Source organism: Pseudomonas sp. AD21 (genome assembly GCF_002878485.1).
In the GTDB taxonomy this organism is placed as follows: Bacteria; Pseudomonadota; Gammaproteobacteria; order Pseudomonadales; family Pseudomonadaceae; genus Aquipseudomonas.
This window is the reverse complement of sequence record NZ_NQYG01000006.1, coordinates 128,185-149,433: the sequence shown is the minus strand read 5'-3', so window position 1 is coordinate 149,433 and position 21,249 is coordinate 128,185. Positions and strand designations below refer to the sequence as shown.

General features: G+C 59.7%; 19 protein-coding genes. 3 read left to right on the top strand and 16 right to left on the bottom strand.

The window, feature by feature from the left end:
• Nucleotides 1-9 precede the first annotated feature (9 nt).
• From PseAD21_RS05895 to PseAD21_RS29445, 6 genes are all read right to left on the bottom strand, one after another.
• On the bottom strand, nt 10-1,152 hold the full coding sequence (locus tag PseAD21_RS05895) for an ABC transporter ATP-binding protein (protein WP_025112033.1): 1,143 nt from the start codon (nt 1,150-1,152) through the stop codon (nt 10-12).
• A gap of 67 nt (nt 1,153-1,219) precedes the next feature.
• The gene (locus PseAD21_RS05890) at nt 1,220-2,317 is read right to left on the bottom strand and encodes a polyamine ABC transporter substrate-binding protein (protein WP_102354881.1); all 1,098 of its coding nucleotides are present in this window, start codon (nt 2,315-2,317) and stop codon (nt 1,220-1,222) included.
• A gap of 187 nt (nt 2,318-2,504) precedes the next feature.
• Nucleotides 2,505-3,614: a polyamine ABC transporter substrate-binding protein gene (locus tag PseAD21_RS05885; protein WP_102354880.1), complete on the bottom strand. Its 1,110-nt coding sequence runs from the start codon at nt 3,612-3,614 to the stop codon at nt 2,505-2,507.
• Between the two features lie 171 nt (nt 3,615-3,785).
• Nucleotides 3,786-5,150 carry an aspartate aminotransferase family protein gene (locus PseAD21_RS05880; RefSeq protein ID WP_102354879.1) on the bottom strand — a complete coding sequence of 455 codons (1,365 nt, stop codon included), beginning with the start codon at nt 5,148-5,150 and terminating at the stop codon, nt 3,786-3,788.
• Nucleotides 5,151-5,206: 56 nt separating this feature from the next.
• Nucleotides 5,207-6,565, bottom strand: coding sequence for a glutamine synthetase family protein (locus tag PseAD21_RS05875; RefSeq protein ID WP_102354878.1), 1,359 nt, complete (start codon nt 6,563-6,565; stop codon nt 5,207-5,209).
• A gap of 94 nt (nt 6,566-6,659) precedes the next feature.
• Nucleotides 6,660-7,016, bottom strand: coding sequence for a glutamine amidotransferase (locus tag PseAD21_RS29445; protein ID WP_146011265.1), 357 nt, complete (start codon nt 7,014-7,016; stop codon nt 6,660-6,662).
• 278 nt (nt 7,017-7,294) lie between these two features.
• On the opposite strand from PseAD21_RS29445, the gene PseAD21_RS05870 reads away from it, so the two are divergent.
• Complete coding sequence (locus tag PseAD21_RS05870; protein WP_102354877.1) at nt 7,295-8,671, top strand: glutamine synthetase family protein; 1,377 nt, start codon at nt 7,295-7,297, stop codon at nt 8,669-8,671.
• 250 nt (nt 8,672-8,921) lie between these two features.
• Nucleotides 8,922-9,548 (top strand): TetR/AcrR family transcriptional regulator, encoded by a 627-nt coding sequence (locus tag PseAD21_RS05865; RefSeq protein ID WP_102354876.1) that lies wholly within the window; start codon nt 8,922-8,924, stop codon nt 9,546-9,548.
• A 167-nt stretch (nt 9,549-9,715) separates the two neighbouring features.
• Here PseAD21_RS05865 and PseAD21_RS05860 read toward each other — a convergent pair whose 3' ends face one another.
• The 8 genes from PseAD21_RS05860 to PseAD21_RS05825 all read right to left on the bottom strand — a co-directional run bounded on the left by PseAD21_RS05860 (nt 9,716) and on the right by PseAD21_RS05825 (nt 16,975).
• Entirely contained in the window at nt 9,716-9,931 is a 216-nt protein-coding gene (locus PseAD21_RS05860) for a molybdopterin-binding protein (RefSeq protein WP_007967989.1), read from the bottom strand.
• A 32-nt stretch (nt 9,932-9,963) separates the two neighbouring features.
• The gene (gene ssuB / locus PseAD21_RS05855; protein ID WP_102354875.1) at nt 9,964-10,770 is read right to left on the bottom strand and encodes an aliphatic sulfonates ABC transporter ATP-binding protein; all 807 of its coding nucleotides are present in this window, start codon (nt 10,768-10,770) and stop codon (nt 9,964-9,966) included.
• Nucleotides 10,767-11,549: an aliphatic sulfonate ABC transporter permease SsuC gene (gene ssuC / locus PseAD21_RS05850; RefSeq protein WP_102354874.1), complete on the bottom strand. Its 783-nt coding sequence runs from the start codon at nt 11,547-11,549 to the stop codon at nt 10,767-10,769. Before ssuC ends, ssuB begins: the two co-directional genes overlap by 4 nt.
• Before the next feature lie 8 nt (nt 11,550-11,557).
• Nucleotides 11,558-12,706, bottom strand: coding sequence for an FMNH2-dependent alkanesulfonate monooxygenase (ssuD, locus tag PseAD21_RS05845; RefSeq protein ID WP_102354873.1), 1,149 nt, complete (start codon nt 12,704-12,706; stop codon nt 11,558-11,560).
• Nucleotides 12,707-12,731: 25 nt separating this feature from the next.
• Nucleotides 12,732-13,712: a sulfonate ABC transporter substrate-binding protein gene (locus PseAD21_RS05840; RefSeq protein WP_102354872.1), complete on the bottom strand. Its 981-nt coding sequence runs from the start codon at nt 13,710-13,712 to the stop codon at nt 12,732-12,734.
• A gap of 89 nt (nt 13,713-13,801) precedes the next feature.
• Nucleotides 13,802-14,395, bottom strand: a complete 594-nt coding sequence (ssuE, locus tag PseAD21_RS05835; protein WP_027610508.1) for an NADPH-dependent FMN reductase — start codon at nt 14,393-14,395, stop codon at nt 13,802-13,804.
• Between the two features lie 320 nt (nt 14,396-14,715).
• Nucleotides 14,716-15,354, bottom strand: coding sequence for a peroxiredoxin (locus tag PseAD21_RS05830; RefSeq protein WP_041072107.1), 639 nt, complete (start codon nt 15,352-15,354; stop codon nt 14,716-14,718).
• 295 nt (nt 15,355-15,649) lie between these two features.
• Nucleotides 15,650-16,975, bottom strand: a complete 1,326-nt coding sequence (locus tag PseAD21_RS05825; RefSeq protein ID WP_102354871.1) for an OprD family porin — start codon at nt 16,973-16,975, stop codon at nt 15,650-15,652.
• A 363-nt stretch (nt 16,976-17,338) separates the two neighbouring features.
• Here PseAD21_RS05825 and tauA point away from each other — a divergent pair, with 363 nt between their 5' ends.
• Entirely contained in the window at nt 17,339-18,334 is a 996-nt protein-coding gene (gene tauA / locus PseAD21_RS05820) for a taurine ABC transporter substrate-binding protein (RefSeq protein WP_102354919.1), read from the top strand.
• Between the two features lie 122 nt (nt 18,335-18,456).
• Here tauA and argA read toward each other — a convergent pair whose 3' ends face one another.
• Together argA and argE are read right to left on the bottom strand one after the other, a co-directional pair.
• Nucleotides 18,457-19,758 (bottom strand): amino-acid N-acetyltransferase, encoded by a 1,302-nt coding sequence (argA, locus tag PseAD21_RS05815; protein ID WP_102354870.1) that lies wholly within the window; start codon nt 19,756-19,758, stop codon nt 18,457-18,459.
• Between the two features lie 267 nt (nt 19,759-20,025).
• Nucleotides 20,026-21,180 (bottom strand): acetylornithine deacetylase, encoded by a 1,155-nt coding sequence (gene argE, locus PseAD21_RS05810; RefSeq protein ID WP_102354869.1) that lies wholly within the window; start codon nt 21,178-21,180, stop codon nt 20,026-20,028.
• Nucleotides 21,181-21,249 lie beyond the last annotated feature (69 nt).

Here is a 21,249-nt window from a genome sequence, read left to right as displayed (position 1 = left end):
TGCGCATGTTCATGAGCGAAGTACCACGCCGCTGTCGTCTTCCCACCACACGTAAACCTGATCACCCCAGGTCGGACGCGCGCCGCGACGTTCGGCGTTGGCGACGAACGACTGCACCAGCTTGCCGCTCGGCAGTTCGACGTAGAACACCGAGTGACCGCCCAGGTAGGCAATGTCATGCACCTTGCCGCTCGACCAGTTGTACTCGCAGGTCGGCATCTCGGCGGTGACCAGCAGCTTCTCCGGACGGATCGCGTAGGTGACGGACTTGTCCTGCACCGAGGTGCTGATGCCGTGGCCGACGTAGATCTGCCGGTCGAGGTCCTTGCAGGTGATGGTCGCGTGGCCTTCGGCGTCGTCGATCACTTCGCCTTCGAAGATGTTCACGTTGCCGATGAATTCGCAGACCAGACGGCTGGTCGGGGTTTCGTAGATGTCGATCGGGCTGCCGATCTGGGCAATCCAGCCCAGGTGCATGATCGCGATGCGCTCGGCCATGGTCATGGCCTCTTCCTGGTCGTGGGTCACCATCACGCAGGTAACACCCACGCGCTCGATGATTTCCACCAGTTCCAGCTGCATCTGCGAACGCAGTTTCTTGTCCAGTGCGCCCATCGGTTCGTCGAGCAACAACAGCTTCGGTCGCTTGGCCAGCGAACGTGCCAGCGCCACCCGCTGACGCTGGCCGCCGGAGAGTTGATGCGGTTTGCGCTTGGCGTACTGGCTCATCTGCACCAGCTTGAGCATTTCGGCCACGCGGGCATCGACTTCCGCCGTCGGGATCTTGTCCTGCTTGAGGCCGAAGGCGATGTTCTGCGCCACGGTCATGTGCGGGAACAAGGCGTACGACTGGAACATCATGTTGATCGGTCGCTCGTACGGCGGCATGTCGGTGATGTCGACGCCGTCGAGGAAAATGCGCCCCTCCGTGGGCCGTTCGAACCCTGCCAGCATCCGCAGCAGAGTGGATTTGCCCGATCCCGAACCGCCGAGCAGGGCGAAGATCTCGCCTTTCTTGATTTCCAGGGACACATCGTCCACGGCAATCGTCTCGTCGAACTTCTTCGTGACCCGGTCGATTTTGACCAACACCTGTTTAGGTGTCTGGTCGCCCTCGAGGGCTTTCTTATAGGCGCCGGAGGCAACTGCCATTTACGAAACTCCCAGAAAAAAACAGTGCAGTTCGCCCAACGCGGACGAACCCAGGATAGTTTGTGCCTTACTTGCCCGACTTGACCTTGGTCCAGCTGCGGGTCATCAAACGCTGAATATTGGGCGGCAACTCGGTCGACACGTAGGTCTTGTCGAGGACCGCTTGCGGCGGATAAACCGCTTCATCGGTGCGGATGGACTGCTCCATCAGCTTGTCCGAACCCGGGTTGGGGTTGGCGTAACCAACGTAATCACTGACCTGGGCGATCACCTCAGGTTTCAGCAAATAGTTGATGAAGGCGTGGGCCTCTTTGACATTGGACGAGTCCTTCGGAATCGCCAGCATGTCGAACCACAGCGCGCCGCCTTCTTTCGGAATCGAGTAGGCGATGTTCACGCCCTTCTTGGCTTCTTCGGCACGGTGCTTGGCCTGGAAGATGTCGCCGGAGAAACCGATGGCCACGCAGATGTCGCCGTTGGCCAGATCACCGATGTATTTCGAGGAGTGGAAGTAGGTCACGTAAGGACGCACGGCGAGCAGCTTGGCCGTGGCTTTTTCGTAATCCTTGGGATTGGTGCTGTTGGCGTTCAGGCCCATGTAGTTGAGCACGGTCGGCATCATTTCATCCGCCGAGTCGAGGAACGCTACGCCGCAGCTGTGCAGCTTCTTGATGTTCTCAGGCTCGAACAGCACGTTCCAGGAATCGATCTTGTCGATACCGAGCACGGCTTTGACTTTCTCGACGTTGTAACCGATGCCGTTGGTGCCCCACAGGTACGGTACAGCGTAGAGGTTGCCCGGGTCGTTCTGTTCCAGGCGCTTGAGCAGCACCGGATCGAGGTTCGAATAGTTCGGCAGCTGCGCCTTGTCGAGTTTCTGGAACGCGCCCGCCTTGATCTGCTTGCCAAGGAAGTGGTTCGACGGCACGACCACGTCGTAACCGGTACGCCCGGCCAGCAGCTTGCCCTCCAGGGTTTCGTTGGAATCGAACACGTCGTAGACCGGTTTGATCCCGGTTTCTTTCTGGAAGTCGGCCAGGGTGCTCTCGCCGATGTAATCCGACCAGTTATAAATATGCACCGTACCGGCGGCCTGGGCTCCGACAGCGATCGTCAGGCCGGCAGCGGCCAGCAGGGCTTTGCGCAAAGAAGAAAAAACAGGCAAGTGGAGGTCCTCTAAATTAGTTGGGCCCAAGTTGCCCAGCGTTACATGACAGCCATGGCTGCCCGGCAACAAAACCGGCGCGCAACTTACCCTCGAAAAACCGTTCCAGCAAAACTTTATGTCATTTAATTGATCCGCTGGCCGCCTTCGCGGGGACGACGGCCAGCGGTTGCTGCTTCAAACCGGCTTATTTACCGGATTTGATCTTGGTCCAGCTGCGGGTCAGCTCACGCTGGGTAGCGGCCGGCAAATCGGCGATCGCATACAACTTGGCCTGCACGTCGGCTGGCGGGTAGATGCCTGGATCGGAGGTGATGTCCTTGTTCACGTACTGGGTCGCTTCGGCGTTACCGTTAGGGAAGCGCACAGCGTTGGTGATCTCGGCCATCACTTTCGGTTGCAGCAGGTAGTTCATGAACTTGTAGGCGCCGTCGATGTTTTCCGCATCTTTCGGAATCGCGACCATGTCATAGAAGCTGCCGGCACCTTCCTTCGGAATGGCATAGCTGACTTTGACCTTGTCACCGGCCTCGGCGGCACGGGACTTGGCCTGCTGCACGTCACCCGAGTAGCCGACCGCTACGCAGATGTTGCCGTTGGCCAGGTCCGAGATGTACTTGGAGGAGTGGAAGTAGGTGATCGAAGGGCGAATCTTGAGGAATAGATCCTCGGCTTTCTTGATGTCTTCTTTCTTCTGGCTGTCGGTTGGCAGGCCCAGATAGTGCAGCGCGACCGGGAGCATTTCGGTCGGCGAATCGAGGAAGCTCACACCGCAGCCCTTGAGCTTGGCGATGTTCTCCGGCTTGAGCAGAGTGTCCCAGGAATCGATGGTGTCAACGCCCAGCGCAGCCTTGACCTTCTCCGGGTTGTAGCCGATGCCGATCGAGCCCCACATGTACGGGAAGGCGTGTTTGTTATCCGGGTCGCTGACCGAAACGGCCTTGAGCAGCGACTTGTTCAGGTTGCTGTAGTTGGACAGCTTGGACTTGTCCAGCTCCTGATAAACGCCAGCCTTGATCTGCTTGGCCAGGAAGTTGTTCGACGGCACAACCACGTCATAACCGGACTTGCCCGCCAGCAGTTTGGCTTCCAGAGTTTCGTTGCTGTCGAATACGTCGTAGACGACTTTGATCCCGGACTCTTTCTCGAAGTTGGCGATGGTATCCGGAGCGATGTAGTCGGACCAGTTGTAGACGTGCAGCACTTTGTCGTCCGCGTGAACCGCACCCGCCATCATGCCCGCGACGGACAAAGCGAGAAGAGTCTTGCCAGCAAGCTTTTTACCTAATGCCTTCATGCGTCATGCTCCAAATTTTTCTTTTTTGAACCACTTTGTTCAGCGGCCGAACCCCGACAACTGGAACCGCGGCTAGTCTGGCAAGATCGGAGGCGGTCTTTCAAGAAAAGGCCAACCTTTCTGACACCTTCAAGCGAGAGCGCCGCAGCTCCCCCGCTCGAAGCCTAGCACTCAGGACTGCAACGCACTGAGGGTCAGGTCCAGGCACTTGCGTGCCTTTGTTACCAACTCATCGATCTCCGCCTTGCTGATTACCAGCGGCGGCGCAATGATCATGGTGTCGCCCACAGCGCGCATGATCAGGCCGTTATCGAAGCAGAACTGCCGGCAGATCATGCCTACACCCCGGCCTTCGTAACGCTTGCGAGTGGCCTTGTCCTGCACCAGCTCGATCGCCCCCAGCAGACCGACGCCGCGCACTTCACCCACCAACGGGTGATCGTTGAGTTCGCGCAGACGTTTCTGCAAATACGGTGCCGTTTCGTTGCGCACGTTCTCGATAATTTTCTCGTCGCGCAGAATCCGGATGTTTTCCAGCCCCACCGCTGCCGCCACCGGGTGCCCGGAGTAGGTGAAGCCGTGGTTGAAATCGCCGCCTTCGTTGAGCACCTTCACCACTTCGTCACGCACGATCAGGCCACCCATCGGGATGTAGCCGGACGTCAGGCCTTTGGCGATGGTCATCATGTCCGGTTTCAGACCGTAGAAATCCGAACCGAACCACTGACCGGTACGGCCGAAACCGCAGATCACTTCGTCTGCCACGAACAGGATGTCGTACTTGGCGAGGATTTCCTTGATGCGCGGCCAGTAGGTGTCTGGCGCAATGATCACGCCACCGGCGCCCTGGATCGGCTCGGCAATAAAGGCACCGACGTTGTCCACGCCGACTTCGAGAATCTTCTCTTCCAGTTGATTGGCCGCCCAGATGCCGAATTCTTCCGGCGACATGTCACCGCCCTCGGCGAACCAGTACGGCTGCGCGATGTGGACGATGCCCGGAATCGGCAAATCGCCCTGTTCGTGCATATAAGTCATGCCACCCAGGCTCGCGCCGGCCACGGTCGAACCGTGATAACCGTTCTTGCGGCTGATGATGACTTTCTTGTTCGGCTGGCCCTTGATCGCCCAGTAGTGACGGACCATGCGCAGCATGGTGTCGTTGCCTTCGGAGCCGGAACCGGTGAAGAACACGTGGTTCATGCCTTCTGGCGCAACGTCGGCGATGGCCTTGGCCAGTTCCAGCGCCGGCGGGTGCGCAGTCTGGAAGAACAGGTTGTAGTAAGGCAGTTCGCGCATCTGCTTCGCGGCTGCGTCAGCCAGCTCATCGCGGCCATAACCGATCGCCACGCACCACAGACCCGCCATGCCATCGAGGATCTTGTTGCCCTCGCTGTCCCACAGGTACACGCCCTTGGCGTTGGTGATGATCCGTGGACCCTTTTCTTTCAGCTGCTTGAAGTCGCTGAACGGGGCCAGGTGGTGATCGCTGCTCAGGGCTTGCCACTCACGGGTTTGCGGGTTGTTGCTGGTCATGCCAATTCTCCTTGTTATCGGTGAAGGCGCGGCTGCTGCCAGCCGCGCCCGGCGTATCAGACGGCGAAGAGCAGGTACTCACGCTCCCAGGAACTGATCACGCGCTTGAAGTTTTCATGCTCGGCCCGCTTGACCGCGACGTAGCCTGTGATGAAAGTCTTGCCGAGGTATTTCTCGACGGTGGTGCTGTTTTCCATGCGCTCCAGTGCGTCCTCGATGGTCAGCGGCAGGCGCAGGTTGCGGCGCTCGTAACCACGGCCAACGACTGGCGCACTCGGATTGAGGCCTTCAACCATACCGATGTAACCGCAGAGCAGGCTCGCGGCGATCGCCAGGTACGGGTTGGCGTCGGCACCCGGCAGGCGGTTTTCCACGCGACGGTTCTGCGGGCCAGCATCCGGTACGCGCAGGCCCACGGTGCGGTTTTCTTCGCCCCACTCCACGTTCACCGGTGCCGAAGTGTCCGGCAGGAAGCGACGGAACGAGTTGACGTTCGGCGCGAACAGCGGCAGCAATTCCGGAATCAGCTTCTGCAGGCCACCGATGTGGTGCAGGAACAGCTGGCTCATGGTCCCGTCTTCATTGGAGAACACGTTCTTGCCGGTCTCGATGTCGATGATGCTCTGGTGCAGGTGCATCGCACTGCCCGGCTCACCGGTCATCGGCTTGGCCATGAAGGTCGCGGCCACGTCGTGCTTGAGCGCGGCTTCGCGCATGGTGCGCTTGAACACCAGGATCTGGTCGGCCAGCGACAGCGCGTCGCCGTGACGGAAGTTGATTTCCATCTGCGCCGTGCCGTCTTCGTGGATCAGCGTGTCGAGGTCCAGTTCCTGCAGTTCGCACCAGTCGTAGACGTCTTCGAACAGCGGGTCGAATTCGTTCGCCGCTTCAATGGAGAACGACTGACGACCGATTTCCGGACGGCCCGAACGGCCGATTGGCGGCTGCAGCGGGTAGTCAGGGTCGTCACTGCGCTTGGTCAGGTAGAACTCCATTTCCGGCGCCACGATCGGCTGCCAGCCCTTGTCGGCATAGAGTTTCAGGACTTTCTTGAGGACGTTGCGCGGCGACAGCTCGATCGGGTTGCCTTGCTTGTCGTAAGTGTCGTGGATCACCTGCGCCGTCGGCTCGACGGCCCATGGCACCAGGTACACGGCGTTCTGGTCGGGACGGCAGATCATGTCGATGTCGGCCGGGTCGAGCAGTTCGTAATAGATGTCGTCTTCGACATAGTCGCCGGTCACGGTCTGCAGCAGTACGCTCTCTGGCAGGCGCATGCCCTTTTCGGCGATGAACTTGTTGGTCGGCGAGATCTTGCCCCGGGTGATACCGGTCAAGTCGCCGATCATGCATTCGACTTCTGTGATCTTGTGGTCTTTCAACCAATCGGTGAGCTGGTCGAGGTTGTTACTCATAAATGCCTCTGGGCTGAGTCTCCTGACATCGTGTCAGGCAAAGTTTGACGCCGTGGCGTCGCGTTAAAGGGGCTTGCTTGCGCGCAGTGCCGGCTTACGCCCGGCACCGCGCATCGACAATGAAAGAGGAGCTTACCTGCCCTTTACGCTGGCGTTGCATTTCCTGTGCACATTCAAGGCGTGCAGAATCACGAGCACGGCTGGAGAAGCGGCACAGGCTTTGGGACTCAAAGAGATCTATATTGGAAGGAGACGCCATAAACAGGATGCTTTGCCGTACGTCCAGAATAACGGACGCTGCCGTTCTGCCTGCTGCCGACGAGAACCTCGTCGACAGATCGCGAGCCTTGCTGGCTGCGCTATGGACGGATTTGTCGCCACTGATGTGTTGAGCATGCAGACCGGACTGTTGCGAGCAGTCGGTGATGCCGATTAACGGCAGGCGAGACATGAAGCACCCCGGTATTATTGCTGTTATGGGTTTGATCCGAGCTTAGCCTTGTTCATTTTTTTACACAACACCCCCGTAAAAAATACAACACGGCCTGCTCAAGCCCGCGGGTGCCAAGCGTCCCAAGGACAGAAAACCGCCCTAAATTGCCTCATAAATGCCCTCACAGCGCTTTTTTAGGGCAAAAAAGGCCTCGCTTGACTTCGGCATGCCGTTCGGGTTGACTGAAACCAGAAAAGATCAATGATTGATATTTTTAACAACAAAGGTGTTGCATCATGTCGGTACCCCCGCGTGCCGTTCAGCTTAACGAAGCGAACGCGTTCCTTAAGGAACATCCTGAGGTTCTGTACGTTGACCTTCTGATTGCGGATATGAATGGTGTGGTGCGCGGCAAGCGCATTGAACGCACCAGCCTCCACAAGGTTTACGAGAAAGGCATCAACCTGCCGGCCTCTCTATTTGCTCTGGATATCAATGGTTCTACGGTGGAAAGCACCGGCCTGGGCCTGGACATCGGCGACGCCGACCGGATCTGCTATCCAATCCCCGACACCCTGTGCAACGAGCCATGGCAGAAGCGCCCAACCGCGCAACTGTTGATGACCATGCATGAACTCGAAGGCCAGCCATTCTTTGCCGACCCGCGAGAAGTGCTGGCTAATGTGGTTCGCAAGTTCGATGAAATGGGCCTGACTATTTGCGCCGCGTTCGAACTCGAGTTCTATCTGATCGACCAGGAGAACGTGAACGGTCGTCCGCAACCACCACGCTCGCCGGTTTCCGGCAAACGTCCGCATTCGACACAGGTGTACCTGATCGACGATCTCGACGAATACGTCGACTGCCTTCAGGACATTCTGGAAGGTGCCAAAGAGCAAGGCATCCCGGCCGACGCCATCGTCAAGGAAAGTGCCCCGGCGCAGTTCGAAGTGAACCTGCACCACGTCGCCGACCCGATCAAGGCATGCGACTACGCGGTACTGCTCAAGCGTCTGATCAAGAACATCGCCTACGACCATGAAATGGACACCACCTTCATGGCCAAGCCTTACCCGGGCCAGGCAGGTAACGGTCTGCATGTCCACATCTCGGTGCTCGACAAAGATGGCAAGAACATCTTTGCAAGCGAGGATCCCGAGCAGAACGCCGCGCTGCGTCACGCGATCGGCGGTGTGCTCGAGACCCTGCCGGCGCAGATGGCTTTCCTCTGCCCGAACGTCAACTCGTACCGTCGTTTCGGCGCACAGTTCTATGTGCCGAACTCGCCGTGCTGGGGCCTGGACAACCGCACCGTGGCGATCCGCGTACCGACCGGCTCTGCCGATGCCGTGCGGATCGAACACCGCGTGGCCGGCGCCGACGCCAACCCGTATCTGCTGATGGCTTCGGTCCTGGCCGGCGTGCATCACGGCCTGGTGAACAAGATCGAACCGGGCGCTCCGGTCGAAGGCAACAGTTACGAGCAGAACGAACAAAGCCTGCCGAACAACTTGCGCGATGCCCTGCGTGAGCTGGACGACAGCGAGGTAATGGCCAAGTACATCGATCCGAAATACATCGATATCTTCGTCGCCTGCAAAGAGAGCGAGCTGGAGGAGTTCGAACACTCCATCTCCGACCTCGAGTACAACTGGTACCTGCATACCGTGTAAGCGGTTGTAGTGCCAGAAAGAACGCCGTTGGCTATTGCAGCCAGCGGCGTTTTTTTATGACCGAATTCTGATCTGAATGGCCGCCTACGGCGGTTCGGGAGCAAGCCCCCTCCCACAGGGGATCTACAGCGAATAGGGATTTTTTGTACACAGAAGATCAACTGTGGGAGGGGGCTTGCTCCCGAAGGCGTCCTGGCAGACAACACACGGCTCGGCTCGTACAATGCCCGCTGCCCCGCAGGAGACTTCCATGACGCGTCCCGCCCCCGTCCGCAAACCCCGTGCCCGCAGCCAGGCGCGGATCGATTCGATACTCGATGCCGCGCGCACGTTGCTGGCCGCCGAGGGTGTGGCCAGCCTGTCGATCTACAGCGTGGCCGAACGCGCGCAGATTCCGCCCTCCTCCGTGTACCACTTCTTCGCCAGCGTGCCGGCGTTACTCGAAGCGCTGACCGCCGATGTGCATGCGGCGTTTCGCGCCTGCCTGCAAGCGCCGATCGACCACGATGCCCTGCGCGACTGGCGCGACCTGTCGCGGCTGGTCGAGGAGCGGATGCTGGAGATCTACGATGAAGACGCGGCTGCTCGCCAGTTGATCCTTGCTCAGCACGGGCTGACCGAAGTGACCCAGGCTGACCGCCAGCACGACATCGAACTGGGCGACCTGATGCACAAGCTGTTCGACCATCACTTCGAATTACCGCGCCTGCCGAGCGACGTCGACGTGTTTGCCCTGGCGATGGAGCTGGGCGACCGCGTGTATGCGCGCTCAGTGCAGCAGCATGGGCAGATCACGCCGCGCATGGCCGAGGAAGGGATGAGGGTGTTTGATGCTTACATCGGCCTGTATCTGCCGCCGTATCTACCCAAGCGCTGAGCCATGATCGTTCCCACGCTCTGCGTGGGAATGCAGCCCGTGACGCTCCGCGTCACTGGACGCGGAGCGTCCCAAGTGGCATTCCCACGCGGAGCATGGGAACGATCGCCATGCACAAAAAACCCCGAAGGGCTCACGCCTTTCGGGGTTGTTTTTTACTCACAGGCTTACAACTTGGCGATCGACACCTCGGTGGATTTCACGAAGGCGATCACTTCGCTGCCCACCGCCAGTTCCAGCTCCTTGACCGAACGGGTGGTGATCACCGAAGTGACGATGCCCGAAGCGGTTTGCACATCGATTTCCGACAGCACGTCGCCGAGAACGATCTCCTTGATCGAGCCTTTGAACTGGTTGCGCACGTTGATGGCTTTGATAGTCATGGCTTTGATTCCTGTCGTTGATAGAACTTGAGTTATTGCGCCCAACGCAATTGCGTAGGCAGGGGTGAAACAGGTTCTGGCTCTGGCGGTTCGCCAGGCAGGGACAAAACGCGGTTGAGCACTTCGGTTTCCAGCGCCGCCAGTCGGTGCGAGCCACGTACCCGAGGGCGCGGCAATTCCACTTGCAGATCGAGACCGACTTCGCCGTCCTCGATCAAAATCACCCGGTCGGCAATCGCTACCGCTTCGCTGACGTCGTGGGTCACCAGCAGCACCGTGAAGCCGTGCTGCTGCCACAAGCGCTCGATCAGTTGCTGCATCTCGATCCGGGTCAGGGCGTCCAGCGCACCGAGCGGTTCGTCGAGCAACAGCAGACGCGGTTGGTGGATCAGCGCCCGCGCCAGTGCGACGCGCTGCTTCTGCCCACCGGACAACGCCGCCGGCCATTCATGGGCACGATCCGCCAGCCCCACCGCTTCCAGCGCTTCCAGAGCTTGCGGACGCCAGTTGCCCTTGAGGCCGAGCCCGACGTTGTCGATGATCTTTTTCCACGGCAGCAGCCGTGCTTCCTGGAACATCAAGCGGGTGTCTTCCCGCGCATCGCTGAGCGGCGCAGATCCGGCCAGCAAGTCACCGCCAGTCGGTTGATCGAGGCCGGCGAGCAAGCGCAGCAAAGTACTTTTGCCGCAACCACTACGCCCGACCACGGCGACGAATTGCCCCGCCGGAATGTGCAGGTCGATGTCACGCAGCACCTGCCGCGCACCGAAGGTTTTCTGCAGGTTGCGCACCACCAGCGGAATCCCGCGCAGCAAGCGTGGAGGTTGTTGAGCGGTCATGCCGCACCTCCCTTGGCAACCTGATAGGCCGGATGCCAGCGCAGCCACACACGTTCAAGTCCACGGGCGGCGAGGTCGGCGAGTTTGCCGAGCACGGCGTAAAGCAGGATCGCCAACACCACCACGTCGGTCTGCAAGAACTCCCGGGCGTTCATCGCCAGATAGCCAATGCCAGAGCTGGCGGAAATGGTTTCGGCGACGATCAGCGTCAGCCACATAAAGCCCAACGCGAAGCGCACGCCAACCAGAATCGAAGGCAGCGCGCCCGGCAGAATCACCTGCCAGAACAGGCTGAAACCGCTCAAGCCGTAACTGCGCGCCATTTCCACCAGCGCCGGATCAACGTTGCGGATGCCGTGATAGGTGTTGAGGTAGATCGGGAACAAAGTGCCCAATGCCACCAGGAAAATCTTCGCCGACTCGTCGATGCCGAACCACAGGATCACCAGCGGGATCAGCGCCAGGTGCGGCACATTGCGGATCATCTGCACCGAGCTGTCGAGCAGGCGCTCGCCCCACTTCGACAGGCCGGTGATGAAACCCAGTACCAGACCGATGCTGCCGCCGATGGCGAAGCCCAGCGCCGCGCGCCAGCCGCTGATTGCCAGGTGCGTCCAGATTTCGCCGCTGCGCACCAGACTGACACCGGCCTCGATCACCGCCACCGGCGCCGGCAGGATCCGCGTCGACAACCAGCCGGCCGACACCGACAACTGCCACACCGCCAGTAACAACACCGGCAACGTCCAGGGCGCGAGGCTGTGGATGATTTTCTTCATGGCGCGCCTCAGCTCTGCGACGCGGCTTTGGGAAGAATGTCGTTGGCAACCATCTCGCCGAACGGACTGACGTAACCGGCACTTTTCGGCAGTTCCGGACGCTCGATGTCGAGGTGCGGGAACAGCAGCTCAGCGACCCGGTACGATTCTTCGAGGTGTGGATAACCGGAGAAGATGAAGGTATCGATACCCAGATCCGCGTATTCCTTCACGCGTGCAGCCAGAGTCGGGCCATCGCCAACCAGCGCGGTACCGGCACCACCGCGCACCAGACCGACACCGGCCCACAGGTTCGGGCTGACTTCGAGGTTGTCGCGGCTGCCGCCGTGCAGCGCGGCCATGCGTTGCTGGCCGACCGAATCGAAACGCGCCAGCGAAGCTTGAGCGCGAGCGATGGTGTCGTCGTCCAGATGCGAGATCAGCCGGTCTGCCGCTTGCCAGGCCTCGGCGTTGGTTTCCCGTACGATCACGTGCAGACGAATGCCGAAGCGCACAGTGCGGCCGAGCTTGGCGGCTTTGGCCCGCACCTGTTCGATCTTCTCGGCGACGGCTGCTGGCGGCTCGCCCCAGGTCAGCACCATCTCGACTTGTTCCGCAGCCAAATCCTGTGCCGCTTCAGAAGATCCGCCGAAGTACAGCGGCGGACGCGGTTGCTGGATCGGCGGATAGAGCAGCTTGGCGCCCTTCACGCTGATGTGCTGGCCGTCGTAATCAACCGTTTCGCCTTCCAGCACACGACGCCAGATGCGAGTGAATTCCACCGAAGCCTGATAGCGCTCCTCGTGGCTGAGGAACAGACCGTCGCCGGCCAACTCTTCCGGGTCGCCACCGGTCACCAGGTTGAACAGCGCACGGCCGCCGGACAGACGATCGAGCGTGGCTGCCTGCCGCGCCGCGACCGTCGGGGAAATGATCCCGGGGCGCAGGGCAACGAGGAACTTCAAACGCTGGGTCACCGGGATCAGCGACGCCGCCACTAGCCACGAGTCTTCGCAGGAGCGGCCAGTGGGAATCAGCACGCCGCCGAAACCCAGACGATCCGCCGCTTGCGCGACTTGTTGCAGATAACCGTGGTCGACGGCGCGAGCGCCTTCGGCGGTGCCAAGGTAATGGCCGTCGCCGTGGGTAGGCAGGAACCAGAAGATATTGAGGCTCATGGAGTGGTCTCCTTGGGAATTCGAGTTACTGGGCTTGGGTGGCCGAGCTTTGGGCCACAGCGGCCGGTGGTGTCCAGATCACGTCCTTGATGCTCAACGGCTTGGGAATCAGCTTGAGCTGGAAGAACGTGTCAGCGATTTTCTGCTGCGCGGCGACCACTTCCGGGGTCAGGAACAGCGCGCCGTAGCCCTGGCGTTTCACCGAGGTCAGGGTGATCTCCGCCGGCAGGCCGAGCAGCGGCGCGACCTGTTGGGTCACGTCCTGCGGGTTGGCCTTGGACCACTCGCCCACCGCGCGCACTTCCTCGACGAGGGTCTTGATCACCTCGGGGTTTTTCTGGGCGTAGGGCTTGGTGGCGAGGTAGAACTGGTGATTGTCGACGATGCCTTTGCCGTCACGCAGGGTGCGCGCCTGCAGCTGTTTCTCGGCAGCGGCCTGGTACGGATCCCAGATGACCCACGCGTCGACGCTGCCACGCTCGAACGCGGCGCGGGCATCGGCGGGCGGCAAGAATACGGTTTGAATGTCGGAGTACTTGAGACCGGCGTCTTCCAGCGCACGCACCAGCAGGTAGTGGACGTTGGAGCCTTTGTTCAGGGCGACTTTCTTGCCTTTGAGATCGGCCACCGATTTGATCGGCGAGTCTTTCGGCACGAGGATCGCTTCGCTGTTCGGCGCCGGCGGTTCGTAGGCGACGTAGAGCAGATCGGCACCGGCTGCCTGAGCGAACACCGGTGGGGTTTCGCCGGTGACACCGAAGTCGATCGAGCCGACGTTCAGGCCTTCAAGCAATTGCGGGCCACCGGGGAACTCAGTCCATTGCACGTCGACGCCTTGGGCGGCCAGACGTTTTTCCAGCGTGCCTTTGGCTTTGAGCAGCACCAGCGTGCCGTACTTCTGATAACCGATTCGTAGCGTCTCGGCCTGAGCTTGAGTGATGGCGCCGAAGGTGACAGCCGCAGCAAACAGAGCGACCAGACCACGACGCAAAAATACAGTGCGCATAGCGCTCTCCTTTTTGCTGTTGGGTTTTGGCTGCACCTGCTTGGCCGTTGACGGCTGAGTAAGGTGAGTACTTCAAGTTTCGGTGAGGCTTAAATGCTCCAGCGAGCACTCAACAAACGTTCATTCAACAAGCCCGGCTCCAGCGGTTTCGGCCGGCGGGCCATGGCGCTGACAAACTGATCCAGCGCTTCATGCAGACGCTGCTCCAGTGCTGGTGCCAATTGCGCCTGGGCACTGCCTTCGCCGTACGCGATCTGGCTGTCCTCGGCGAAGATGCCTTGCAGCATTTCCTGGGCTTTCAACGCCGACAGCACGGGCTTGAGGGCGTAATCGACCACCAGCATGTGGGCGATGCTGCCGCCGGTGGCCATCGGCAGAACAATCTTGTGGTTCAGGGCGCGCTCCGGCAGCAGGTCGAGCACGGTCTTCAGCGCGCCTGAAAATGACGCTTTGTAGACCGGGGTGGCGATCAGCAGGCCGTCGGCGTTTTCAATCTGCGCCAGCAGGTCGAGCACCTTCGGGCTGTCGAAGCGGGCGTGGAGCAGGTCTTCGGCCGGGAAGTCCCGCACCTGATAACTCACCACTTCCACTCCCTGCTCCTGCAACCAGCGTTGCGAGCGCTCCAGCAACACTCCGGAACGGGAGCGTTGGCTGGGGCTACCACCGAGTGAGACGACCAGCATTCAGACGATTCCTTGCGCGTTACAGGCGATTCGCGGGTTGCGATCTCGCTTCGATGGGAGTGACCTTACCAGCTGATTAATATATCCATAAATCATATTTATTCATTTGGTTATGCGTTTTGGAGATATAAATTTCAGCTTTCTTCGGGCGAAAAAAAAGGCCGTCGAAACGGCCTGAAATCCCCTGCTTTGTGGCTACACGCTGATCGTTCCCACGCTCTGCGCGGGAATGAATCCATGGACGCTCCGCGTCTACTGTGACGCGGAGCGTCACGGGCGGCATTCCCACGCAGAGCGTGGGAACGATCTGCCCAAGAAGATCACTTGTTCGGCTGCGGCGTCAGGCGCAGGTACGGCTTCACTGCGCGATAGCCTTTCGGGAAGCGTCGCTTGATCTCTTCCTCATCCTTGAGCGACGGCACGATCACCACTTCTTCACCGTCTTGCCAGTTGGCCGGGGTCGCCACCTTGTAGTTGTCGGTGAGCTGCAGCGAATCGATCACCCGCAGGATCTCGTGGAAGTTGCGCCCGGTGCTCGCCGGATAAGTGATGGTCAGGCGGATCTTCTTGTTCGGATCGATCACGAACAGCGAACGCACGGTCAGCGTGTCGTTGGCGTTCGGATGGATCAGGTCATAGAGATCGGAGACCTTGCGATCGGCATCGGCCAGGATCGGGAAGTTGACGATCGTGTTCTGGGTTTCGTTGATGTCTTCGATCCACTTGTGATGCGAGTCCACCGGGTCGACCGACAGCGCGATGGCTTTGACGCCGCGCTTGCTGAACTCATCCTTGAGCTTGGCGGTGAAGCCCAGTTCGGTGGTGCACACCGGGGTGAAGTCGGCCGGATGGGAGAACAGCACGCCCCAGCTATCGCCCAGCCACTCGTGGAAACGAATCTTGCCGGCGCTGGAATCCTGTTCGAAGTCGGGGGCGATGTCGCCGAGTCTGAGGCTCATGGTGCTGCTCCTGATGAGTTGTTGGAGAACTCAACTGTAGCTCGGGATTCGCCATTATGAAAAAGAATAAATAACTAGATATCTAGAATCTAAAGGAATATTAAACATCGTTCACTGGACGCTCGCCGGCATCGCGACGAACATCGCCCTCAAGGTTCGAGAAGGCCTTGAGTAGCTGCAAAAGAGGGGAATTTCGGGAAGGGCTTACGGGGGTGAGTCTGACTCGAAAATGCAAAAGCCCCGTCCGGCACGGTGCCGGACGGGGCTTTTTTATATCAGCAGCTTGAACGCGCTATTACAGCAGCGGGATCGAGTAGCTGACGATCAGGCGGTTTTCGTCCTGGGAACGGGTGTTCGCCAGGTCGGTGCGCCACATAGCGTTTTTCCAGGCTACGCCGAGGTTTTTCAGCGGACCTTCAGGGATCACGTAACCTACGGTCAGGTCACGTTCCCACTCGGTTTTTTCGCCCAGCGGAGTGTCGATGTTGTTGCCACGCAGGTAGATCAGGTTGGCGGTCAGACCAGGAACGCCGATCTTGGCGAAATCGTAGCCGTAGCGAGCCTGCCAGGTACGCTCGCCAGCACGGGCGAACTTCTGGATCTGCATGTCGGTGATGGTGCTGTTGGACGAGCCGTCACCCTGGTTCAGCCAAGGGAAGTCGCTGTCGCCTTTGGTGTACTGGTAGCCGGCACCGAAGGTGTGACCTTCAACCGAGTACAGCGCCAGGTAGCTGTACAGGTCGTTGTCGACCTTGCCCTTGACGGTTTTGCCACCGTAGTAACCGCTGGTGTAGTAGGCAGCGGTATCGCCGTTGGCACCGTTGTCACGGCTGCGGTAGTAACGCAGGTCGCTTTTCAGCACGCCCGGGCCGATGCCCCAGTTGTGTACCAGACCCAGGAAGTTCTGCGAGTAGAAATCCTTCAGCTCACCGTAGTAGTACGAAGCGGTCAGGTCTTTGTTGATCTTGTAGTCAGCACCACCGTAGTAGAACTTGTTGCTGAACACGCCTTTGTCATAGTTCGAACCAGCGTTCGCACCGGCAATCGACATGTTCTCGTTGTTGCTGGAGTTACGACCTTTCACGGCCTCAACCTGACCGGCAGTCAGAGTCAGGTCCTTGAATTCGTTCGAGGTGATCGCTTCGCCCTGGAAGGTTTGCGGCAGCAGACGACCGTCGTTGTACTTGATGACCGGGTTGTTCGGCATCAGGGTACCGACCTTCAGCTCGGTCTGAGAGATCTTGACCTTGCCGGTCACGCCCAGGCTGGCGAAGTCATTCACAGCGCGATTGCCATCGCTTGGGAACACGGTGCCGCCGGAAGCGGTACCGGCGGAGTTGCCGCTGGTGGCCGGGCTGGAATCCAGACGCACGCCGTACAGGCCGATCGCGTCAACACCGAACTGCACGGTGCCTTGGGTGTAACCCGAGATGAAACGCAGATCGAAGCCTTGGCCCCACTCTTCGTTCTTGTTCGGGCCAGTGCCGTCACGGTTGTCGGTGTTGATGTAGAAGTTGCGCAGGCCCAGAGTGGCCTTGCTGTCTTCGATGAAACCGGCGGCGCCTGCCTGCTGCGCCAAAACCCCTACGGCCACAGCCAGGGCCAAGGTGGACTTGTTCATGTAAAGCTCCTCTCGTTTCTAATTCTTGTGTTCCTGGTCCTGGTCGAATGCCCGGATCCGTAGGTTCGCGATTAGCGCCAGAGCGTGACTGACAAGTCAATCGTAACCTTGTATGTCTACGACCAAGGTCTAATCGCGGTATTTGGGTCCCTGCACAGTACTGACTTTCCTGATAACCCCAAAAAGAATTATTTCATTCTTTTTTATGCCATTCAGATATATGGCCCAGTAATGGCCACCTGCAGCGCAACACAGGATATCGGCTACTAAGCTAATTACTAAATGGTATTTATTCGCCTATTTTTAGATCGATTAGCGTTGACTCATCTGAAACACGTCAATCCCTATCTAAAAGGCGACGCCATCATGGTCAAACGTGCACTATCTAGTCAAATTGTTACAGTTTGTGTGTCGGTAATAATTTCTTTCTCCGCCCACGCCGCCAACCTCACCATCGGTTATCAAACCGGTATCGACCCAAGCAAAGTCCCTCAAGCCGACGGTACCTACGAGAAAACCATCGGCCAGAAGATCGACTGGCGACGCTTCAATAGTGGCCCGCAAGTTGTGACAGCCATTGCATCGGGCGACGTACAAATCGGCAACCTCGGCTCCAGCCCTTTGGCAGCGGCCGCTTCGCGCAATCTGCCGATCGTCGCATTCATTGTTTCAGCGCAGATCAATGCCGCCGAAGCGTTGGTGGTACGCAATGGCAGCGGGATTAACAGCCCCCAGGATCTGGTCGGAAAGACCATCGCCACCCCCTTCGTTTCCACCTCTCATTACAGCTTGCTCGGCGCACTCAAGCACTGGGACCTGGACACCAGCAAAGTCAAAGTGGTGAACCTGCAGCCCGCGGAAATCGCCGCAGCGTGGAAGCGCGGTGACATCGACGGCGCGTTTGTCTGGTCGCCGGCGCTGGGGGAAATTCGCAAGACTGGCAAGACCCTGACCGATGCTGCACAAGTCGGCCAATGGGGTGCGCCGACCTTCGAAGTCTGGGTCGCGCGCAAGGACTACGCCGAAAAACATCCTGAAGTGATCGCCAAATTTGCCAAGGTCACTCTAGACGCGTTTGCCGATTACGCCAGCCATAAAGACAGCTGGACGGCTGACTCGGCGCCAGTGCAGAAAATCGCCAAATTGACCGGTGCCAATGCCGCCGATGTTCCCCAACTGCTGGCTGGTTCTGCGTTCCCGGATGCCAAGGCACAGCAAACCACTGCGCTGCTGGATGGCGGCACGGCCAAGGCGATTGCTGAAACGGCGAAGTTTTTGAAGGAGCAAGGCAAGGTTGAAACGGTGCTGCCGGACTATTCACCGTATGTCAGCGCGAAGTTTGTAAGCGAAAACAATTGAATATGTGGTGAGGGGATTCATCCCCGATGGACTGCGCAGCAGTCCCCTGCTTTTGGTGAAGGGGGCCGCTGCGCGGCCCATCGGGGATGAATCCCCTCGCCACAAGAGTCCTTCGCTAATCTTCAGAGGGTCTTTTCGAAGATCTTCGAGTTGCGCTGATAGTTGTACAGCGAGGCCCGCGCCGCTGGCAGGCGCTCGACGCTGCTAGGCTCGAAACCACGTTCGCGGAACCAGTGCGCGGTACGGGTGGTGAGGACGAACAGGGTTTTCAGGCCTTGTGCCCGGGCCCGGGTTTCGATGCGCTCCAGCAACTCGTCGCCGCGACCACCGTGGCGGTACTCCGGGTTCACCGCCAGGCACGCCAGCTCACCGGCATCCGAATCGGCGATCTGGTACAGCGCCGCACAGGCGATGATCATGCCTTCACGCTCGACCACGCTGAACTGCTCGATCTCGCGCTCCAGCACTTCACGCGAGCGGCGCACCAGAATCCCCTGTTCTTCCAGCGGACTGATCAGGTCGAGCAAACCGCCGACGTCCTCAATCGCCGCCTCGCGCACCAGCTCGAATTGCTCCTGGGCCACCAGCGTACCGCCACCGTCACGGGTGAACAGCTCGGTCAGCAGCGCGCCGTCCTCGGCATAACTGACGATATGGCTGCGCGCGACACCGCCACGGCAGGCCTCGGCGGCGGCATCCAGCAGTTCCGCCTGATAGTTGCTGCTGCCAAGACGCTGCAGATGCGCCGGCACTTGCTGTGGGCGCAGTTCGCGCACCAGCCTGCCGTTTTCGTCGATCAGGCCAAGGTCGGCGCCGAACAGCAGCAGTTTGTCGGCACCGAGGTCGATGGCGGCGCGGGTGGCGACGTCTTCACAGGCGAGGTTGAAGATTTCACCGGTCGGGGAGTAGCCCAACGGCGACAGCAGCACGATCGAGCGTTCGTCGAGCAGACGATTGATGCCTTTGCGGTCGACCCGACGCACTTCGCCGGTGTGGTGATAGTCGACACCTTCCAGCACGCCGATCGGCCGCGCGGTAACGAGGTTGCCGCTGGCCACCCGCAGGCGCGAGCCCTGCATCGGCGACGACGCCATGTCCATCGACAAGCGCGCTTCGATGGCGATGCGCAACTGGCCGACAGCGTCGATCACGCACTCCAGGGTCGCCGCATCGGTGATGCGCATGCCGTGGTGGTAGTGCGGGGTCAGGCCGCGGGCGGCAAGGCGGGTTTCAATCTGCGGGCGCGAACCATGGACCAGCACCAGACGCACACCAAGGCTGTGCAGCAGCACGAGGTCGTGGACGATGTTGCCGAAGTTCGGATGTTCCACGCCGTCGCCGGGCAGCATGACGACGAAGGTGCAATCGCGGTGGGCATTGATGTAAGGGGACGCGTGACGAAGCCAATTGACGTATTCGGGCATGAACCTGGGCCTGTAATAAATAGCAGCCGAAAAAAGGGCGAAACGGAAAACGCACAGCGGGCTGATGGTTATCGTCGGAACAGGCTTGGCGACACGCGCGCTCTCCTCATGAATACGGGTTGGGATGCTGGCAATTTACAGCGTTTGGTCAGACAGGACACAGTCCCTTTTAGGAGTGAGCCTGCTCGCGATAGCGCAGTGTCAGTCAATATCTTCGGTGACTGGTTCACCGCTATCGCGAGCAGGCTCACTCCTACAAAGGGAACATCACCGTTGATCAGTGCTCAGGCAGTAATGTTCAATCAACTGCCGTAGTAGATGCACGGTAGGCTGTAAACGTGACATTTCAAGGTACTCGCCGGGCTGATGTGCACAGGCGATGTCGCCGGGGCCGAGCACGATGGTTTCGCAGCCAAGGCGCTGAAGATAAGGCGCTTCGGTGCCGAACGCTACTGCTTCGGCACGGTGACCGGTGAGCTTTTCGGCGATGCGCACCAATTCGGCGTCTTCGGCCTGCTCGAACGATGGCACTTCCGGGAACAACGGTTTGTAATCGATCTTCACCTGATGCCGTTCAGCGACCGGATTGAGCTTGCGCAGAATCTCCGCGCGCAGGACTTTAGGGTCCATGCCCGGCAACGGGCGCAGGTCGAATTCCAGCGAACACTGGCCGCAAATGCGGTTCGGGTTATCACCACCATGGATGCAGCCGAAATTCAGGGTCGGTTGCGGCACGCTGAACTGCGGGTTGTTGAATTCACGCTGCCACAACAGGCGCAGGCCGCGCAGTTCGCCGATGGCGTCGTGCATCGCTTCGAGGGCGCTGTGGCCCAGGCGCGGATCCGACGAATGGCCGCTCTGCCCGAGGATGTCGATGCGCTCCATCATGATGCCTTTGTGCATGCGGATCGGCTTGAGCCCGGTCGGCTCGCCGATCACCGCCGCGCGCCCAATCGGACGACCGGCCTCGGCCAGCGCTCGGGCACCGGACATCGAGCTTTCTTCATCACAGGTGGCGAGGATCAGCAGCGGTTGCTTGAATGGCTGGTCAAGCAGTGGCTGCACGGCTTCGATGATCAGGGCAAAAAAGCCCTTCATGTCGCAGCTGCCCAGCCCGACCCAGCGGCCGTCGACTTCGGTGAGCTTCAGCGGATCGGTCTGCCACAGCGCATCGTCATAAGGAACGGTATCGCTGTGCCCGGCCAGGACCAGGCCGCCGGGGCCGCTGCCGAAACTGGCGAGCAGGTTGAATTTACCGGGGCTGACCTGCTGGATATCGCAGCTGAAGCCCAGATCCCCCAGCCATCCGGCGAGCAAATCGATCACCGCCCGGTTGGATTGATCCAGGCTCGGTTGGGTGCAACTGACCGACGGTGCAGCGATCAGTGCAGCGAACTGGTCTTGCATGGACGGCAAAGGCATCGCTGACTCCAACTCCCGATTTGAAGTCCATCATAGAGCCATCCGGCGCCAGGAATAAACCGCCGCAGG

Bases quoted from the DNA above. Each gene is read 5' to 3' on its own strand.
- PseAD21_RS05895 (WP_025112033.1), bottom strand. From the start codon at position 1,152: ATGGCAGTTGCCTCCGGCGCCTATAAGAAAGCCCTCGAGGGCGACCAG.
- PseAD21_RS05885 (WP_102354880.1), bottom strand. From the start codon at position 3,614: ATGAAGGCATTAGGTAAAAAGCTTGCTGGCAAGACTCTTCTCGCTTTG.
- PseAD21_RS05880 (WP_102354879.1), bottom strand. From the start codon at position 5,150: ATGACCAGCAACAACCCGCAAACCCGTGAGTGGCAAGCCCTGAGCAGC.
- PseAD21_RS05875 (WP_102354878.1), bottom strand. From the start codon at position 6,565: ATGAGTAACAACCTCGACCAGCTCACCGATTGGTTGAAAGACCACAAG.
- PseAD21_RS29445 (WP_146011265.1), bottom strand. From the start codon at position 7,016: ATGTCTCGCCTGCCGTTAATCGGCATCACCGACTGCTCGCAACAGTCC.
- PseAD21_RS05870 (WP_102354877.1), top strand. From the start codon at position 7,295: ATGTCGGTACCCCCGCGTGCCGTTCAGCTTAACGAAGCGAACGCGTTC.
- PseAD21_RS05865 (WP_102354876.1), top strand. From the start codon at position 8,922: ATGACGCGTCCCGCCCCCGTCCGCAAACCCCGTGCCCGCAGCCAGGCG.
- PseAD21_RS05860 (WP_007967989.1), bottom strand. From the start codon at position 9,931: ATGACTATCAAAGCCATCAACGTGCGCAACCAGTTCAAAGGCTCGATC.
- ssuB (WP_102354875.1), bottom strand. From the start codon at position 10,770: ATGACCGCTCAACAACCTCCACGCTTGCTGCGCGGGATTCCGCTGGTG.
- ssuC (WP_102354874.1), bottom strand. From the start codon at position 11,549: ATGAAGAAAATCATCCACAGCCTCGCGCCCTGGACGTTGCCGGTGTTG.
- ssuD (WP_102354873.1), bottom strand. From the start codon at position 12,706: ATGAGCCTCAATATCTTCTGGTTCCTGCCTACCCACGGCGACGGCCAT.
- PseAD21_RS05840 (WP_102354872.1), bottom strand. From the start codon at position 13,712: ATGCGCACTGTATTTTTGCGTCGTGGTCTGGTCGCTCTGTTTGCTGCG.
- ssuE (WP_027610508.1), bottom strand. From the start codon at position 14,395: ATGCTGGTCGTCTCACTCGGTGGTAGCCCCAGCCAACGCTCCCGTTCC.
- PseAD21_RS05830 (WP_041072107.1), bottom strand. From the start codon at position 15,354: ATGAGCCTCAGACTCGGCGACATCGCCCCCGACTTCGAACAGGATTCC.
- PseAD21_RS05825 (WP_102354871.1), bottom strand. From the start codon at position 16,975: ATGAACAAGTCCACCTTGGCCCTGGCTGTGGCCGTAGGGGTTTTGGCG.
- argA (WP_102354870.1), bottom strand. From the start codon at position 19,758: ATGCCCGAATACGTCAATTGGCTTCGTCACGCGTCCCCTTACATCAAT.
- argE (WP_102354869.1), bottom strand. From the start codon at position 21,180: ATGCCTTTGCCGTCCATGCAAGACCAGTTCGCTGCACTGATCGCTGCA.